Origin of the sequence: Microbacterium sp. (genome assembly GCF_031180975.1) — a bacterium.
Classification (GTDB): Bacteria; Actinomycetota; Actinomycetes; order Actinomycetales; family Microbacteriaceae; genus Microbacterium.
On sequence record NZ_JAPSLI010000002.1, the window covers coordinates 187117 to 203191 of the forward strand.

At 70.1% G+C, this 16075-nt stretch carries 14 protein-coding genes and 1 pseudogene; 5 read left to right on the forward strand and 10 right to left on the reverse strand.

Translation table 11 applies throughout. The annotated features are described in order from the left end of the window. Positions 1-49: 49 nt before the first annotated feature. Positions 50-991 (forward strand): diacylglycerol/lipid kinase family protein, encoded by a 942-nt coding sequence (locus RIF65_RS03880; protein WP_309064348.1) that lies wholly within the window; start codon positions 50-52, stop codon positions 989-991. A gap of 40 nt (positions 992-1031) precedes the next feature. On the opposite strand, the gene RIF65_RS03885 is transcribed toward RIF65_RS03880, so the two are convergent. From RIF65_RS03885 to RIF65_RS03900, 4 genes and pseudogenes are all read right to left on the reverse strand, one after another. After that, positions 1032-1490 (reverse strand): Hsp20/alpha crystallin family protein, encoded by a 459-nt coding sequence (locus tag RIF65_RS03885; RefSeq protein ID WP_309064347.1) that lies wholly within the window; start codon positions 1488-1490, stop codon positions 1032-1034. Between the two features lie 119 nt (positions 1491-1609). Then, positions 1610-1912, reverse strand: a pseudogene (locus RIF65_RS03890) ((R)-mandelonitrile lyase); the annotation flags it as partial. Positions 1913-1972: 60 nt separating this feature from the next. After that, on the reverse strand, positions 1973-3235 hold the full coding sequence (locus RIF65_RS03895) for a multidrug effflux MFS transporter (RefSeq protein WP_309064346.1): 1263 nt from the start codon (positions 3233-3235) through the stop codon (positions 1973-1975). A gap of 8 nt (positions 3236-3243) precedes the next feature. Beyond that, a complete protein-coding gene (locus RIF65_RS03900) occupies positions 3244-4266 on the reverse strand; it encodes a zinc-dependent alcohol dehydrogenase family protein (protein ID WP_309064345.1) in 1023 nt (340 codons plus the stop codon). Positions 4267-4388: 122 nt separating this feature from the next. Here RIF65_RS03900 and RIF65_RS03905 point away from each other — a divergent pair, with 122 nt between their 5' ends. Next, on the forward strand, positions 4389-5285 hold the full coding sequence (locus tag RIF65_RS03905; RefSeq protein ID WP_309064344.1) for a helix-turn-helix transcriptional regulator: 897 nt from the start codon (positions 4389-4391) through the stop codon (positions 5283-5285). Positions 5286-5351: 66 nt separating this feature from the next. Here RIF65_RS03905 and glnA read toward each other — a convergent pair whose 3' ends face one another. Then, positions 5352-6776, reverse strand: coding sequence for a type I glutamate--ammonia ligase (gene glnA, locus RIF65_RS03910; RefSeq protein ID WP_309064343.1), 1425 nt, complete (start codon positions 6774-6776; stop codon positions 5352-5354). Between the two features lie 119 nt (positions 6777-6895). On the opposite strand from glnA, the gene RIF65_RS03915 reads away from it, so the two are divergent. Next, on the forward strand, positions 6896-7291 hold the full coding sequence (locus tag RIF65_RS03915) for an RDD family protein (RefSeq protein ID WP_309064342.1): 396 nt from the start codon (positions 6896-6898) through the stop codon (positions 7289-7291). Here RIF65_RS03915 and RIF65_RS03920 read toward each other — a convergent pair whose 3' ends face one another. Further along, positions 7292-7771: an ATP-dependent zinc protease family protein gene (locus tag RIF65_RS03920; RefSeq protein ID WP_309064341.1), complete on the reverse strand. Its 480-nt coding sequence runs from the start codon at positions 7769-7771 to the stop codon at positions 7292-7294. It abuts the gene before it with no gap. Between the two features lie 25 nt (positions 7772-7796). Here RIF65_RS03920 and RIF65_RS03925 point away from each other — a divergent pair, with 25 nt between their 5' ends. After that, the gene (locus RIF65_RS03925) at positions 7797-8984 is read left to right on the forward strand and encodes a RimK family alpha-L-glutamate ligase (RefSeq protein WP_309064340.1); all 1188 of its coding nucleotides are present in this window, start codon (positions 7797-7799) and stop codon (positions 8982-8984) included. 60 nt (positions 8985-9044) lie between these two features. On the opposite strand, the gene RIF65_RS03930 is transcribed toward RIF65_RS03925, so the two are convergent. Continuing rightward, positions 9045-9755 carry a DUF4191 family protein gene (locus tag RIF65_RS03930; RefSeq protein ID WP_309064339.1) on the reverse strand — a complete coding sequence of 237 codons (711 nt, stop codon included), beginning with the start codon at positions 9753-9755 and terminating at the stop codon, positions 9045-9047. Positions 9756-9877: 122 nt separating this feature from the next. Here RIF65_RS03930 and RIF65_RS03935 point away from each other — a divergent pair, with 122 nt between their 5' ends. Further along, positions 9878-11290 (forward strand): hypothetical protein, encoded by a 1413-nt coding sequence (locus RIF65_RS03935; RefSeq protein ID WP_309064338.1) that lies wholly within the window; start codon positions 9878-9880, stop codon positions 11288-11290. Positions 11291-11294: 4 nt separating this feature from the next. Here the strand turns inward: RIF65_RS03935 and sucB are convergent, their stop codons facing one another. The 3 genes from sucB to RIF65_RS03950 form a co-directional block, all read right to left on the reverse strand. After that, on the reverse strand, positions 11295-13079 hold the full coding sequence (sucB, locus tag RIF65_RS03940; RefSeq protein ID WP_309064337.1) for a 2-oxoglutarate dehydrogenase, E2 component, dihydrolipoamide succinyltransferase: 1785 nt from the start codon (positions 13077-13079) through the stop codon (positions 11295-11297). A gap of 65 nt (positions 13080-13144) precedes the next feature. Continuing rightward, complete coding sequence (gene lpdA, locus RIF65_RS03945; RefSeq protein ID WP_309064336.1) at positions 13145-14518, reverse strand: dihydrolipoyl dehydrogenase; 1374 nt, start codon at positions 14516-14518, stop codon at positions 13145-13147. After that, the gene (locus tag RIF65_RS03950) at positions 14518-15990 is read right to left on the reverse strand and encodes a leucyl aminopeptidase (RefSeq protein WP_309064335.1); all 1473 of its coding nucleotides are present in this window, start codon (positions 15988-15990) and stop codon (positions 14518-14520) included. The genes lpdA and RIF65_RS03950 overlap by 1 nt, the downstream gene beginning before the upstream one ends. Between the last annotated feature and the right edge of the window lie 85 nt (positions 15991-16075).

The following is a 16075-nucleotide window of genomic DNA, read 5'->3' on the forward strand; positions in this document are numbered from 1 at the left end:
GGGCGCCGGCATGCGGTCGGCGATATCGACGCAGGAGGATGAGCGAGAGATGACGAAGATCGGCATCGTGTGGAACCCGACGAAGGTCGCCGAGCAGGAGCTGCGTGCAGCGGTGGAGGCCTCGTTCGGCGACGACACCGAGGTGATGTGGTGGGAGACGCGGGCCGAGGATCCGGGCCGGGCGATGGCGGCGGAGGCGGTGCTCGCGGGATGCGAGACGGTGATCGCCGTCGGCGGCGACGGCACGGTGCGCACCGTGGCGGAGGTGGTCTCGTCGGCAGCGGGACAGGGCAAGGGCACCCCGACGCTCGGCATCGTGCCGCAGGGGACCGGCAACCTGCTGGCGCGGAACCTCGGCATCCCGCTCGGCGACATGCAGAAGGCACTGGCGGTGATCGCGGCGGGGGAGACGCGCCGCATCGACATGGGGTGGGTGCGCGCAGATCAGCAGGACGAGGAGACCGGCTTCCTGGTGATGATCGGATTCGGTCTCGACGCGCACATGCTCGCCGAGACCGACGACGATCTGAAGGACAAGGCCGGTTGGCTGGCGTACGTCGAGGCGATGGGGCGCGCCGTGACCGCCGCGGAGACCGTCGAGTTCGATCTCACGGTCGACGGCGGAGACCTCGAACGTGCCACCGGTCACACCCTGCTGATCGGCAACTGCGGCATGATCCAAGGCGGTGTGACGCTGCTTCCGGATGCCGAACCGGACGACGGCCGCCTCGACCTGCTGCTGGTCAGCGCGGAGAACGCCTTGGAGTGGATGCAGACCGTCCGTTCCGTGGTGTGGGACAACGGCCTGAGGCGGATCCTGGGTGGCGCGGGCGACGCGGTGAGCACGGATTCGGCTCGCCACCTGACGGCGGAGACGGTCAGCGTGTCGCTGGACGTCCCCGTACCGTTCGAGATCGACGGCGAAGAGGCCGGTGAGGTCTCCACGCTCGAGGTGCGCATCCAGCCCGGTGCCGTGCCGGTGCACTGCTGAGGCCCCGGCCGGTTCGGCCGAGGCCTCGATGGCAGTGGGGTCAGGCGCCCTCGATCGCGATGCGCCGCGGCTTGGCCGCCTCGCTCTTGGGCACGCGGACGCTCAGCACGCCCTCGTCCAGGGTGGCCTTCACGCCGTCTGCGTCGACGGCGTCGGGCAGGTGCACCCGGTAGTGGAAGCGGCCGGTGCGCCGTGTGCGATGCCGGAACAGGCCCTCGCGCTCCCTCTCCTTGAGCTCTCCGGATACGATCAGATCCGCGCCGGACAGTTCGATGTTGATGTCGTCGCGCTTCACACCCGGCAACTCCACCTCGACCGTGTAGGCGTCCTCGGTCTCCGACACGTCGGCGAGGGGTGACCATCCGCTCATCGACGCGTCGGAGCGTCCGAAGGTCGAGTCCATCCAGCGGCCCATCTGGGTGTAGAGGTCCTCGATCTCACGGAACGGATCCCAGCGCTCGGGGGCGCTGCCTCCGGATCGTGGCACGGGCAGTGTCATGGTTCTCACCTCCGTCCTCTTCGTCGTGGTTCGTCCACCGTGGTCAACAGCGCGCCGGCATCCCGCATTCCCAGGATTGAGCCAATTCGGCTCAAGTTTTGTCTCGGGCCGTCTCCCGGTCAGGAGGCGGTGTACTCCTCGTCCGTGACGTGCTCGAGCCAGGTGACGACCTGGCCCTCGTCGTCGGCCTCCTGGATCGCGACGTGCGCCATGAAGCGCTCGGACGTCGCGCCATGCCAGTGCTCCTCGCCGGGCTCGATGTACACGCTGTCTCCGGGACGGATCTCCTGCATCTCGCCTCCACGGCGCGCGACGAGTCCGACGCCGTCCGTGACGTAGAGCGTCTGCCCTCGGGGATGGGTGTGCCACGCGGTCCGCGCTCCCGGCGCGAACCGCACATGAGCGCAGCCGACCGCCGACTGGGCCCGATCCCCGTGGCCGTGCTGCTGCGTGTGTACCTCATCTTCTCTCCCTTCTGAGAGTCACTCGCTCGTGACGACGCGGATGGTGTCGGTCGACAGCCGCACCGCCGGATCGACCGGATGCCGTCGGGGTTCGCGACCGACGAACGCGGCCAGGGCGGCGGCTGCCAGCAGAAGCGACGTGACGGTCACGATACCGAGCGGAAGCACCGCCCCGGACCCGTCGAGGCCGACGAGCGGAGCAGCGATCCCGCCCAGGCCGAACCGTGCCAGGCCGAGCACGGACGACGCCGTTCCGGCCAGCTGGGGGTAGTCGGCGAGAGCGAGAGAGGTGGTCGGCGGCGACGCGAAGGCGACCCCGGACGCCAGTGCGAAGAGCGACGCCAGCACGACGACGAGCGGCAGTCCGAGCAGTCCGGTGGCCAGCAGTCCGAGCGCGCCGAGACCGCTGATCGTCACACCGACGATCAGCGTGCCGCGCTCAGACCAGTGCTCGGCGCTGCGGCCGCCGAGGAAACCGAAGAGCATGAACCCGGCGGAGTTGGCGGCGAACGCGACCGAGTACCCCTGCGGGCTGAGTCCGTACGTCTCCTGCAGTAGGTATGTCGCGCCGGACAGGTACGCGAACAGCGCCGCGTACGTGAAGCCACAGATGAGCACGGCCCCGACGAACAGCCGGTCGGTGAGGAGTGTCCGGATGTCGAGCGCCGACTGCACCAGCCCGCCGGACGTGCGGGACTTCGACGGCAGGGTCTCCCGGAACAGCGCCGCCGAGGCGAGCAGCAGCGCGGTGCCGATGCCGGCGAGGAACAGGAACAGCCCGCGCCAGTCGCTGAGTCGCGCCAGTTGACCGCCGATCACCGGCCCGACGATCGCCGCGAGTCCGCCCAGCACGGTGAGCCTCCCGTAGTACCGGATCAGCGCTGGCCCCTCGTAGACGTCTCGACCGGCCGCCTGCGCGATCACGATGCCGACCGCGCCGGCGAGTCCCTGCACGAGCCTGGCGATCACGAGCGTCTCGACCGTCGGGCTGATCGCGCACAGCGCGGAGGCCGCGGCGTACGTGGCGATCCCGATGAGCAGCGGTGTGCGGCGTCCGAAACGGTCGGACAGGGGTCCCGCGATGACCTGGCCCGCGGCGAGGCCGATCAGACATGCCGTGAGGGTGAGCTGCGCGGCGGGAGTCGACGCGCCGAGTTCTGCGGTCAGAGCGGGGAGCACCGGCAGGTAGAGGTCCATCGAGATCGGACCGAACACGGTCAGCAGCATGAGCAGCGTCGCCAGCGCGCGGCCGACGGGCGGGCTGGTCGTGGGGGAGGCCATGCGCGGCGTCACACCGTGAGAAGGACCTTGGTGGCCCGACGCTCGTCCATCGCCCGGTACCCCTCCGCGGCGTCCTCGATGGGCAACTCGAGATCGAAGACCACACCCGGATCGATCTGGTCCGTCATGATCAGGTCGATCAGCTCGGGCAGGAATCGTCGAACCGGTGCTGGTCCGCCGTGCAGGTGCACGCTGGAGAAGAACAGGTCGAGACCGTCGAGCTGCACGCCGTGCGAGACGCCGACGAATCCGACATGACCGCCGGGGCGGGTGACGTGGATCGCCTGCTCCATCGCCTCTTGGGTGCCGACAGCCTCGATCGTGCTGTGCGCGCCGTACCCGCCGGTGAGCTCCTTGATGCGCTGGACGCCCGCCTCGCCGCGCTCCTCCACGATGTCGGTGGCGCCGAACCTTCGGGCGAGCGCCTGACGGTCCGCGTGACGGGACATGGCGATGATCCGCTCAGCACCGAGCCTGCGCGCGGCAAGAATGCCGAGCAGACCCACGGCGCCGTCGCCGACGACAGCGACCGTCCTGCCCGGTCCCGCCTCAGCGGCGACGGCCGCGAACCAGCCTGTGCCGAGAACATCGGATGCGGCCAGCAGGCTGCGGGCCTGGGCGGGCGTCGGCTCACCGGGCACCTTCACCAGCGTGCCGTCGGCGAGCGGGATGCGGGCGTAGTCGGCCTGCGTTCCGATGGACCCCATCATCACCTGGTGGACGCAGCGGGACTGGTAGCCGGCCTCGCAGATCTCGCAGGTGTTGTCGGATGCCACGAACGAGCCGACCACGAGATCGCCGACAGCGAGATCGCGGACGTCGGCGCCGATCTCGTCGACGACTCCGAGGTACTCGTGGCCCATCCGCGTCGGGCGACGCAGGCGCTCGATGCCGCGGTACGGCCACAGGTCGGACCCGCAGATGCAGGCGGCGGTGAGGCGGATGACGGCATCCGTCGGCTCGACGATCGCGGGCCGGTCGACGTTCTCGACCCGGACGTCGCCGGGGGCGTGCATGATGACAGCGCGCATGGGGATCCTCCACTCTCGGGGAGCATCCAACCAAGCACGCTGTGACGGCACGAGGGAGACCCGGAGGAAGGGGGTATTGCCGGGGCCTCCTTCCGTGCCGACGCGAGCCGTACGGTGGTGGGATGGACAATCGAGCGGAAGTGCGGGCGTTCCTGACCTCGCGCCGGGCCCGGGTCACCCCCGACCAGGTGGGTCTGCCCATCGGGTCGAACCGGCGCGTGCAGGGCCTGCGTCGCAGCGAGGTGGCGGCCCTCGCCGGGGTCAGCGTCGAGTACTACACGAAACTCGAACGCGGCGCGATCAGCGGCGCGTCGCCCGAGATCCTCGACGCCCTGGCGAGGGCGCTGCGCCTGGACGACGCCGAGCGCGCCCACCTGTTCGATCTGGCCCATGCGGCGAGCCCGGTCGCCCGGCCGCCGCGGCGCCGCAGCAGCAGGTCGTGGACGCCGCACACCAGTCTGCAGTGGATCCTGGACGCCGTCACGGACGGGCCGGCGTTCGTGCGCAACGGACGGATGGACGTCCTCGCCGCGAACGCCCTGGCGCGCGCCTTCTACCGCGACGTGTACGACATGCCGGGGCAGCCGCCGAACATCGCGCGCTTCACGTTCCTCGATGCGCGGGCGCACGACTTCTACCCCGACTGGGACATGTTCGCCGAGGTCACCGTCGCCATCCTGCGCACCGAGGCGGGACGCGACCCGCACAACAAGGAATTGCACGACTTGATCGGCGAGCTCAGTACCCGCAGCACCGAGTTCCGGCGGCTGTGGGGCACGCACGACGTGCGCCACCACGGCACGGGCTTCAAGACGTTCCGGCATCCGGTCGTGGGGGAGATGACCCTCGCCTACGAGGGCATGGCCATGGAGTCCGAGCCGGGGCTGACTGTCACGATCTACACCGCCGAGCCCGGCTCGGCCTCGGCGGAGCGGATGAGGCTCCTGGCGTCGTGGGCGGCGGGAGAATCCGGCCGACGGATGCAGCCGGCCGACGGTGTGACGTCACCCGAGGCCTGACCGCCCGCAGAACGACGAGGATCCCCGGTCTCTGCAGACCGGGGATCCTCGTCGTTCAGGTGCGGCTCACACGCCGTAGTACAGCTCGTACTCGTACGGGTGCGGACGCTGCGCCATCGGCAGGATCTCGTTGTTGTACTTGTACTCGATCCAGGTGTCGATCAGCTCCTTGGTGAACACGCCGCCCTCGAGCAGGAAGTCGTGGTCGTTGCGGAGCGCCTCGAGCGAGTCCAGCAGGGAGTTCGGCACCTGCGGGATGTTCTTCGCCTCCTCCGGCGGCAGCTCGTACAGGTCCTTGTCGATCGGCTCCATCGGCTCGATGCGGTTCTTGATGCCGTCCAGACCCGCCATCAGCTGCACGGCGAACGCCAGGTAGGGGTTGCCGGAGGCGTCGGGCACGCGGAACTCGATGCGCTTGGCCTTCGGGTTGGAGCCGGTCATCGGGATGCGCACGGCGGCCGAGCGGTTTCCGGCGGAGTAGGCCAGGTTCACCGGCGCCTCGAAGTGCTTCACCAGACGGTGGTAGCTGTTGAGGGTCGGGTTGGTGAACGCCAGCACGGCGTGCGCGTGCTTGAGCAGGCCGCCGATGTACCAGCGGGCGGTGTCGCTCAGCTGCGCGTAACCGGTCTCGTCGAAGAACAGTGGCTTGCCGTCCAGCCACAGGGACTGGTGGGTGTGCATGCCCGAGCCGTTGTCGCCGAACAGCGGCTTCGGCATGAACGTGGCGGTCTTGCCCCACTCCTCGGCGGTGTTCTTGACGATGTACTTGAACTTCAGCACGTCGTCGGCCGCGCGGACCATGGTGTCGAAGCGGTAGTTGATCTCGGCCTGGCCGGCGGTGCCCACCTCGTGGTGCGAGCGCTCGACGATGAGGCCGGCGTCGGCCAGCTTCAGGCAGATGTCGTCACGCAGGTCGGCCTGCTTGTCCACCGGCGACACCGGGAAGTAGCCGCCCTTGAACGGCGTCTTGTTTCCGAGGTTGCCGCCCTCCTCCTTGCGGCCGGAGTTCCACGCCGCCTCCTCGGAGTCCACCGCGTAGAAGCTCTTACCAGCGGTGACCTCGTAGCGCACGTCGTCGAAGATGTAGAACTCCGCCTCGGGGGCGAAGAACGCGGTGTCGGCGATGCCGGTCGATGCGAGGTACTTCTCTGCCTTCTTGGCGACCTGGCGCGGGTCCTTCGAGTAGATCTCGCCGGTGCGCGGGTTGTAGATGTCGAAGACCATGATCAGCGTCTTCTCGGCACGGAACGGGTCCAGGTACGCCGTGGTCACATCCGGGATGAGCTGCATGTCCGACTCGTGGATGCTCGCGAACCCGCGGATCGACGATCCGTCGAACAGCTGGCCGTCGCGGAAGAAGTCCTCGTCGACGGCGGATGCCGGGATGTTGAAGTGCTGCTGGACACCGGGCAGGTCGGTGAAGCGGATGTCGAGGAACTTGACGCCCTCGTCCTTGATGTAGCTCAGCACCTCTGCGGGATCTTTGAACATGTAACGACTCCTGATCGGGTATCGGTTCACTGCAACCTTACGCAGGCTACGGCCGCGCCGTTTCCCGGCGGTGTCCGTCGTGTTTCGGGCATGTTACGCGCCGTCGGTAGGCTGAACGGGTGACGGATCCCGCCAATGACTACCCCGGAGTGAGACTCGGACTTCCCTCGGAGGGGCCGCGCAGCATCGCCCGGGTGGGCCGACGTCTGGCCGCGCTCGTGATCGACTGGGGCGCCGCGGTGATCATCTCCATGGCGTTCTTCCGCTACGACGCGATGGCCACCCTGCTCATCTTCGCGGCCGTGCAGGTCGTGTTCATCCCCACGGCCGGTGGCAGCCCCGGCCACCGCATCCTCGGCCTGCGGGTGGTGCGGCAGGGCGGTGGTTGGGTGGGTCTGTGGCGTCCGCTCGTGCGCACGCTGCTGCTGATCCTCGTCATCCCCGCGGTGATCTGGGATGCCGATCAGCGCGGCCTGCACGACAAGGCGGCCGGCACGCTGCTGCTGCGCGGCTGACTACTCCTTGCCGCGGTTGCGCCTGCGCATCTCTCTCGGAGCGCGCCCGCCGAGGAACGAGCGTGCGGGGTCGACGACGAATCCGCGACGCAGTGCTTCGCGCCCGATCAGCATCCGGAATCCCATCTCGTCGCGGTTGCTGAGGGTGACCTCGGCGAGCACTTCGCGGTCGACGAGCCGGATCATCAACTGCACGACGATCCGCTCCTGCGCGTGACCCGACGAGCTGCGCACGGCGCGCCGGTCGTGCACCGGCAGCTCGGCGACGACGGCATCCGCCTGACTGTCCTGCCACGGCCGCACCGTGAAGCGCACCCACTGCTCGCCCTCACGTTCGAACTCCTGCAGGTCGTAGGCGTGCAGCGAGGAGGTGCGGGCACCGGTGTCTATCTTCGCCTTGATCCAGTCGATGCGGAGGTCGGGCAGCGCGACCCACTCACGCCACCCTGTCAGCGTGTTTGAATGAGAGGACCGACCCACCCCTACATCCTGGCAGGAAACCTCTGTGAAGATCGCCGTCCTCTCACGCGCACCGCAGGCCTACTCGACGCAGCGCCTTCGCGCCGCAGCGCAGCAGCGGGGCCACAACGTGAAAGTGCTGAACACGCTGCGGTTCGCGATCGACCTGACGGCGGACGCGCCAGACCTGTTCTACCGGGGGCGGCAGCTGAGCGACTACGACGCGATCCTGCCGCGGATCGGCAACTCGATCACGTACTTCGGCACCGCCGTGGTACGCCAGTTCGAGCAGATGGACGTGTACACGCCGAACACCGCGAACGGCATCACGAGTGCGCGTGACAAGCTGCGGGCGAACCAGATCCTGTCCCGGCACAACATCGCGATGCCGGCGACCGCGTTCGTGCGCAACCGCGCCGACGTGCGACCCGCGATCGAGCGGGTCGGCGGAGCGCCGGTCGTCATCAAGCTGCTGGAGGGCACCCAGGGCATCGGCGTGATCCTCGCGCCGCAGGTGAAGGTCGCCGAGGCGATCATCGAGACCTTGCACTCCACCAAGCAGAACGTGCTGATCCAGAAATTCATCGCCGAGAGCCGCGGGCGGGACATCCGCGCGCTCGTGGTCGGCGACCGCGTCGTCGCCGCCATGCGTCGCGTCGCCGACGGCGACGAGTTCCGCTCCAACGTGCACCGCGGCGGGCGCGTCGAGCCGGTCACCCTCGACCCGGTGTACGAGCAGACGGCGGTGCGCTCGGCGCAGATCATGGGCTTGCGGGTCGCGGGTGTGGACATGCTGGAGGGCGATGAGGGCCCGCTCGTCATGGAGGTGAACTCGTCGCCGGGCTTGCAGGGCATCGAGACGGCCACCAAGCTCGACGTCGCCGGCGCGATCATCGACTACATCGCGGGGCAGGTCGCGTTCCCCGAGATCGACATCCGCCAGCGGCTGAGCGTCTCGACCGGGTACGGCGTGGCCGAGCTGCTCGTGCACGCCGGCGCCGAGCAGGTCGGCATGAAGCTGGGCGACCTCGGGCTCTGGGAGCGCGACGTGACGGTGCTGACGCTGCACCGGGGCGTGAGTGTGATCCCGAACCCGCGCAAGCACGTCGTCCTCGAGGCGGAGGACCGGCTGTTGTGCTTCGGGAAGCTGGAGGAGATGCGCTCCATGATCCCCGAGCGCCGTCGACGCCGCGCCAAGGTGCGCCGGCTCCCGAAAGAGCCGCTGGGCGAATGAGAAATGAGAGGAGCCGCTCCCGATCGGGGGAGCGGCTCCTCTCATTCGTGCAGAGCGTGATCAGCGCGGGCGCTGCGCCCGCACCTTGGTCGGGTCGATCCCCTTCGGGATCGGCAGCGACGACAGCGACTGCGACACCGACTCCAGGCGGCGGATGACGGCCGCCATCGTCGCCTTGTCGATCGCCTTGGGAAGCTTCTTGATGGTCTTGGCGAGATCGGCGATCGGCACCTCGTCCTCGCCGTGACCGACGTAGAGCACCGTGACCGGCACGCCGTGCGCGACGCGCTGCGCCTTCACGCGCTCCTCGTTCACCAGGCGGGTGAGACGGCCGCGGCTGCCCTCGCCGACGACGACGATGCCGCCGCGACCCACGGCGCGGTACACCGCCTCCTGCGTCTTCGGGTTGATGCCCACCGGGGTGTCGGCGGCCTGCCAGCTGCGGCCGAGGCTCGTGCTCAGCACGTGGCCCGAGGCGCCGGGCATGCCGTCGATCTTGGCGTACATCGCCTTGGTGGACAGGCGCGTCATCAGGAACATCGCGCCGAGGATGCCGATCATGAGACCGGTGATGCCCCAGAGGATCAGCGGCAGCACGCCGGTCTGACCGAGCAGCAGACCGATGATGAGACCGATCAGCACGCCGCCGATGAGAATCGCGATCTGCGCCCAGGGCAGCCAGCTGTACACCTCACGCGTGAACCGGAACAGCGAACGGATCTGTGAGAAGAAACCCGGACGCTTCTCGGGTTCGGGAGCACGCTTTGCCATACCTCCAGCCTACCGAGTCGCGGGCCTCCGATCGCCCTGCACATCCGCACGCGGGCGCAGAGTTGTCCCCAACGCTGCCCTCGGCCCGCTCCCTCGTCGCGGGATGCGCTCAGATGGACGACATGGATGCCAGCACGACACTCGTCCCAGGCGCGCACCGCGCCATCCGCCGGGTGGAGGCGCACGAATCCGCCTTCGCCGGCGCGCTGGTCGTGGCAGGTGAGGCGGTGCGGGTGCGCGTCGACGCATCGGAGGCGGATGCCGCGCTGTGGCGTTATGCCGGTGCCGAGCACATCGCCGGCGTCCGCGACCTCGTCCGCCGCGTGGACGGGCACGACGTGCTGCTGCCGTGGTGCCCGGACCGGGTCGATGCGTTCCTCGGCCGCCGAATCGCAGCGGGGCGCCCGCTCGCGGCGGGCGAGATCGTCACCCTGACCGGCAGCATGCTCCGCGCGGTCGAGGAAGCGGGCGACGACCCGCTGACCGGATCCTGGTGGCTGGCCGACGACGCTCGACCACTGTTCGTACCGGGCGAGGGCGCTGGATGCATCGCAGCGACCCGCGAGGTCGTCGCGCGACTGCGTGAGGAGTGCACGGATCGCGCCATGCAGCGGGTGCTGGGTGAGATCGAGCGGATGCCGGACGATCCGCGGGTTGTCGCGCGCAGCCTCGCCCGCTGGGAGAGCGAGTTGAGCGAGCTCGCCGCGCCCCGCGCCCTGGAGCGTGAGGTGTTCGCGCCGGAACGGGTGAGCGACATCCCCGTGCATCGCGCGGTGCTCCCGCAGGACGCCCTCCGGGTCACCGAGCAGCGCACGGGGGCCGCCCGCCGCGCCCGCCCCTCATCGGCGCCGCTGCCGGCCGCCGCGCGCGTGACGAGCGTCGTCGATCGGTTGCGGGAGCGATGCGACGCGTGGCTCGACGAGGTCCGCGCACGGATGCTGCGCCGGCTGACGGGCGGCGGACCGCATGCGGGTGGGCCCGGCGAGCCGGCACCGCCCGCGCGTCCACGGCGCGCACGAATGCTCGCCGTCGGTGGGGCCGCCGCGGGTGCCGTGCTGCTCGGCGGGCTGCTCTGGCCGGTCGGTGGCGAGGACTCAGGGGCGGTCGAGCCCGATGCGACGGAGCGGATGCCGTCGGCGGGTGCCCCGGAGAACGCGACGAAGCCCGCGCCCACCACGCCGGGCGGCCCCGACCCGCAGGGCTCCGACGCCGCGGACAGCCCACCGGAGCCGCAAGACGTCGTCCGCGCCGCCGAACACCTGCTGGTGGAGATCGCCGCCTGCTTGGAAGACGGCGACCGCGCGTGCGCCGGGTCGATCGCGGCGGGCGCGGCCGATGCGGTCATGGCGCGCCTGACCGGTGCGGATGCCGTGCGCGGGGTCGAGCCGGTGGAGGACTACGGCGACCTCGCGGTGCTCAAGCTGGGTGCCGCCGGCACGCGCGGCGAGCAGATGCTGGTGCTCGAGCGCCAAGGCGACGGATGGCTGGTCCGCGACGTGTACGACGTCGCGGACCAGCCATCCGGTGAGGGGTGAGCGGTCAGATCCCCAGCTGGGCGGCGAAGTCCGCCGCCTCGAGACGGGCCTTCATGGCGCCGAGGAAGCGCGCGGCGTCGGCGCCGTCGATCGTGCGGTGGTCGTACGACAGTGCCAGGTAGACGTACGAGCGGATCGCGATCGCGTCCACACCGTCCACCGTGACGACACCCGGACGCTTGAACACCGTGCCGGTGCCGAGGATCGCCGACTGCGGCAGGAACACCAGCGGGGTGTCGAACAGCGCGCCGCGCGAACCGGTGTTGGTGACGGTGAACGTGCCACCGGCCAGCTCATCCGGCTTCAGCTTGTTGTCGCGGGTGCGGGTCGCCAGATCGGCGATGTCGTGCGCGAGCTGAGCGAGGTTCTTCGACCCGGCATCGCGGACGACCGGGGTCAGCAGGCCGCGCTCGGTGTCCACCGCGATCGAGATGTTCTCGGTCTCCGGGTACACGATCTTGTCGCCGTCGACCGTCGAGTTGATGATCGGGAAGGCCTGCAGCGCCTCCGCGGCGGCGAGGGTGAAGAACGGCAGGAAGGACAGCTTGTTGCCGGTCTTCTGCTGGAACTCGCCCTTCACCTGCTCACGGTAGGCCGACAGCTTGGTGACGTCCACCTCGACGAACGTCGTCAGCTGAGCGGTCTGCTGCAGCGAGGCGACGGCACGCTCGGCGACGACCTTGCGCAGACGCGACATCGACTGGGTGGTGCCGCGTAGCGGGGAGACCTCGAGCGGCTTCGCTGCCGGGGCGGCTGGGGCAGCCGCCGGTGCCTGGCCCTTGGCCTCCGCCGCCTTCAGCACGTCCTCCTTGCGGATGCGGCCTCCGACGCCGGTGCCCTTGACGGATGCCAGGTCGACGCCCTGCTGGCTGGCCAGGCGGCGCACCAGCGGGGTGACGTACAGGGTGTCGGAGTCGGAGGTCGGCTCGGCCGGGGCGGCCTGCTGCGGTGCCGCCGACTGGGCGGGGGCCGGTGCCGCGGGGGCAGGAGCTGCCTGCGGTGCCGGAGCTGCCTGCGGTGCCGGAGCCGGAGCAGCGGGCTGGGCCTCCTGCGGCGTGGGAACCGCGGGCTGGGCGGGGGCCTCCTGAGCCGGGGCGGCGGGGGCCTCCTGCGGTGCGGGAGCGGGGGCACCCGACCCGATACGCGCCAGGACGGCGCCCACGGCGACGGTCTCGTCCTCGGCCGCCAGGATCTCCTGCAGAGTGCCGGCGACCGGCGACGGGATCTCGGTGTCGACCTTGTCCGTCGAGATCTCAAGCAGTGCCTCGTCGACGGCGACCTCGTCGCCGACCTGCTTCAGCCAACGGGTGACCGTACCCTCGGTCACGCTCTCGCCGAGCTCGGGCAGCACGACATCGGTCGCGTCTCCGGACGCCGCGGGCGCCTGCTGAGCCGGTGCCGCTTCCGCCGGCGCGGCCGCGGGCGCTGCGGCTTGGGGCGCAGCCTCGGGCTGTGCCGCCTGTTCGGGCTGTGCCGCCTGTTCGGGCTGCGCGGTCTGCTCCGCGGCGGGTGCCGCTGCCGCGGGCGCGTCGCCGCTGCCTCCAGCACCGCTGCCGTCGCCGATGCGCGCGAGGAGCGCACCGACCTCGACGGTCTCGTCCTCACCGACGAGGATCTCCTCGATCACGCCGCTGACGGGGGAGGGGATCTCGGTGTCGACCTTGTCGGTCGAGATCTCGAGCAGGCCTTCATCCGCCTGAACGGTGTCGCCGACCTGCTTCAGCCAGCGGGTGACCGTACCCTCTGTGACGCTCTCACCGAGAGCGGGGAGGACCACGGGTGTGCTCATGACGGAGTCTCCTTTGAAATCTGTGACGCCTTCAGCTTAGTGACCTGGGCGTCAGTTGTTACGGATCAGAGTGCGTGGAGCGGTTTTCCGGCGAGGGCGAGAAATGCCTCGCCGAGCGCCTCACTCTGTGTGGGGTGCGCATGGATGAGCGGGGCCAGGTCCTCGGGGTGCGCCTCCCACGAGACGGCCAGCTGGCCCTCCGTGATGAGTTCGCCCACCCGATCACCGAGCAGGTGGACGCCGAGAACGGGTCCGTCCTTCAGCCGAACGACCTTGACGGTGCCGCCCGTGCCGATGATCTCGCTCTTGCCGTTGCCGGCCAAGTTGTAGTCGTACGCGACGACGGCATCCGCTCCGTGAGCGGCGACCGCCGCCTCCTCGGTGATACCGACCGACGCGACCTCCGGGCTGCAGTACGTCACCCGTGGGATCTGCGTCTCGGGGAGGGGTGCGACGGTCATGCCGGCGATGCGCTCAGCCACCGCGATTCCCTGCAGGAAGCCGCGGTGCGCGAGCTGCAGCCCGGGGACGATGTCGCCGACCGCCCACACGCCGGGCACCCCGGTTCGCAACTGCTCGTCGACCACCACGAAACCGCGATCGAGCCGGACGCCCGCCTCTGCGAAGCCGAGGTCGGCGGTGGCGGGGCCGCGACCGACCGCGACCAGCAGGTAGTCGCCGGTGACGGTGGTGCCGTCCTCGAGTGTGACGGTCACCTGGTCGGCATCCTGCTCGGCCGCCTGGAACCGGGTGCCGAGGGAGTAGGCGATGCCGCGGCGGCGGAAGGCGCGCTCCAACCCCTTGCTGAGGGCGATGTCCTCGTTGGGGACGAGGTGCGGCAGCGCCTCGACGATCGTTACCTCGGCGCCGAACGATCGCCACACGCTGGCGAACTCGACGCCGATCACGCCTCCGCCCAGGACGATGACGCGCTGTGGCACCTCGTCGAGGGCGAGCGCCTGCTCGCTGGTGATGACGCGTCCGCCGATCTCGAGCCCGGGCAGGGAGCGGCTGTACGAGCCCGTCGCCAGCACGATGTCGGCCCCGACGTAGCGGTCGTCGCCGACCACGACCGAGCGGTCTGGGTCGAGTCGGCCGGTGCCCTGCACGACGGTGATGCCGCGTGCCTTGATGAGACCTTCGAGACCCTTGTGCTTCTTGGCGACGATGCCCTCGCGGTACCTGCGCACCCCGGCCGGGTCGATCGCCTCGAACGTGGCGGTCACCCCGACGGACGCCGCGTCGCGGACGTGATCGGCGACCTCGGCGGCGTGCAGCAGCGCCTTGGTCGGGATGCAGCCGCGGTGCAGGCACGTGCCGCCGAGCTTGTCCTTCTCGATCAGCGCGACCTTGCGACCGAGCTCGCTGGCGCGCAGCGCCGCGGCGTAGCCGCCGCTGCCGCCGCCGAGGATGACGAGGTCGAATTCGTGCGTGGCCATCATGCCTCCTTGACGGACGCCTGCGCGAAGGCGACCAGCGAGCGGACGGTCGCGCCGGTCGGTCCCTTCTCGGTGAAGCCGTACGGCGAACCGGTGTGTTCCGCCGAACCGGCGATGTCGAGATGCACCCAGGGGATGCGTGGGGCGTCGTCGGCGTCCCCGGCGCGTCCGACGAAACGCTGCAGGAACAGCCCGGCGAACAGGGAACCGCCGGAACGGTCGCCCATGTTGGCGTTCACCATGTCCGCGATCTGGGAGTCGAGCGACTCCTCCATGTACTCGGGGAGCGGCAGCGGCCAGGCCGGTTCGTCCACGCTCGCGGCCGCATCGAGATATTCGCGCACCGCGGCCTCCTCGCCCATCACGCCGGTGTGCCGCTTGCCGAGCGCGACGAGGATCGCACCGGTCAGCGTGGCGACGTCGATGAGGACGTCGGGCTGTTCCCGGCTGGCGGCGACCAGCCCGTCCGCAAGCACCAGTCGGCCCTCGGCGTCGGTGTTGAGCACTTCGACGGTCTGGCCATCCAGCATCCGCAGCACGTCACCGGGGCGCGTGGCGCGCCCGGATGGCATGTTGTCGGCGATGCACATCCAGGCCGTCACCCGCACCGGCAACTCCAGCGCCGCGATGGCGCGGGTCGCGGCGAGGATGGTCGCCGCGCCGGCCATGTCGAACTTCATGCCCACCATGCTCGCGGCGGGCTTGAGCGACAGACCACCCGTGTCGAAGGTGATGCCCTTGCCGACAAAGGCGATGTGACGCCGCGCGTCGCCCGGGGAATACTCCAGGCGCACCAGACGCGGCGGGCGATCGGAACCGCGCCCGACGCCGAGGATCCCGCCGTAGCCCTGCTCCTCCAGCTGCTTCTCGTCCAGCACCGTCACGTCCACGGGCAGCTCGGCGACGGCATCCACCGCCGACTGCGCGAGCTCGGCCGGGCTCTGCCATTCCGCCGGGACCGACACCAGATCCTTCACCAGGGCGACGCCCTCCGCGATCACGCGGGCCCGTGCCAGGTCGTCCTCCGCGACGTCCGCGTGCAGCACGACCGCATCTGCGCGCGAGGGCTTCTTCTGCGCCTTGTAGTCCTCGAACCGGTACCCGCCGAGCAGCGCGCCCTCCGCCGCGGCGGCGGCGAACTGCTCCAGACCCGGGGCGAGGGAGAGGGAGACGGTCGGGAAGCCCGTCAGCGTGCGAAGGGCGGTGGCCGCGGCGTCACGCACGGCGGCGGCGTTCGGCTCCTTGCCGACGCTCACCACCGCGAACGGCAGGGGCGTCACGGCGGGCACGTGTACGCGGGTGAACGAGGACGCCGCATCGCGGAAGCCCACACCGGACAGTGCCGCGGCGAGGCCCTCGAAACCTTCCAACGACTCAGGCGCGCTCTCCGGATCGGCGATGACCAGCACGGCCGCGTCTGCGTCGCTTCCGGGGAACGGATCGGTCGTCGTCGAGATCACGGGAAGGGTCATGGCTCCCATCCTATGGAGCACGCCCGCCCCAGCGCGGGCACGACGTGACTCCGCGTGTTCGCTGTCAGCATGCGGATGACCCGCC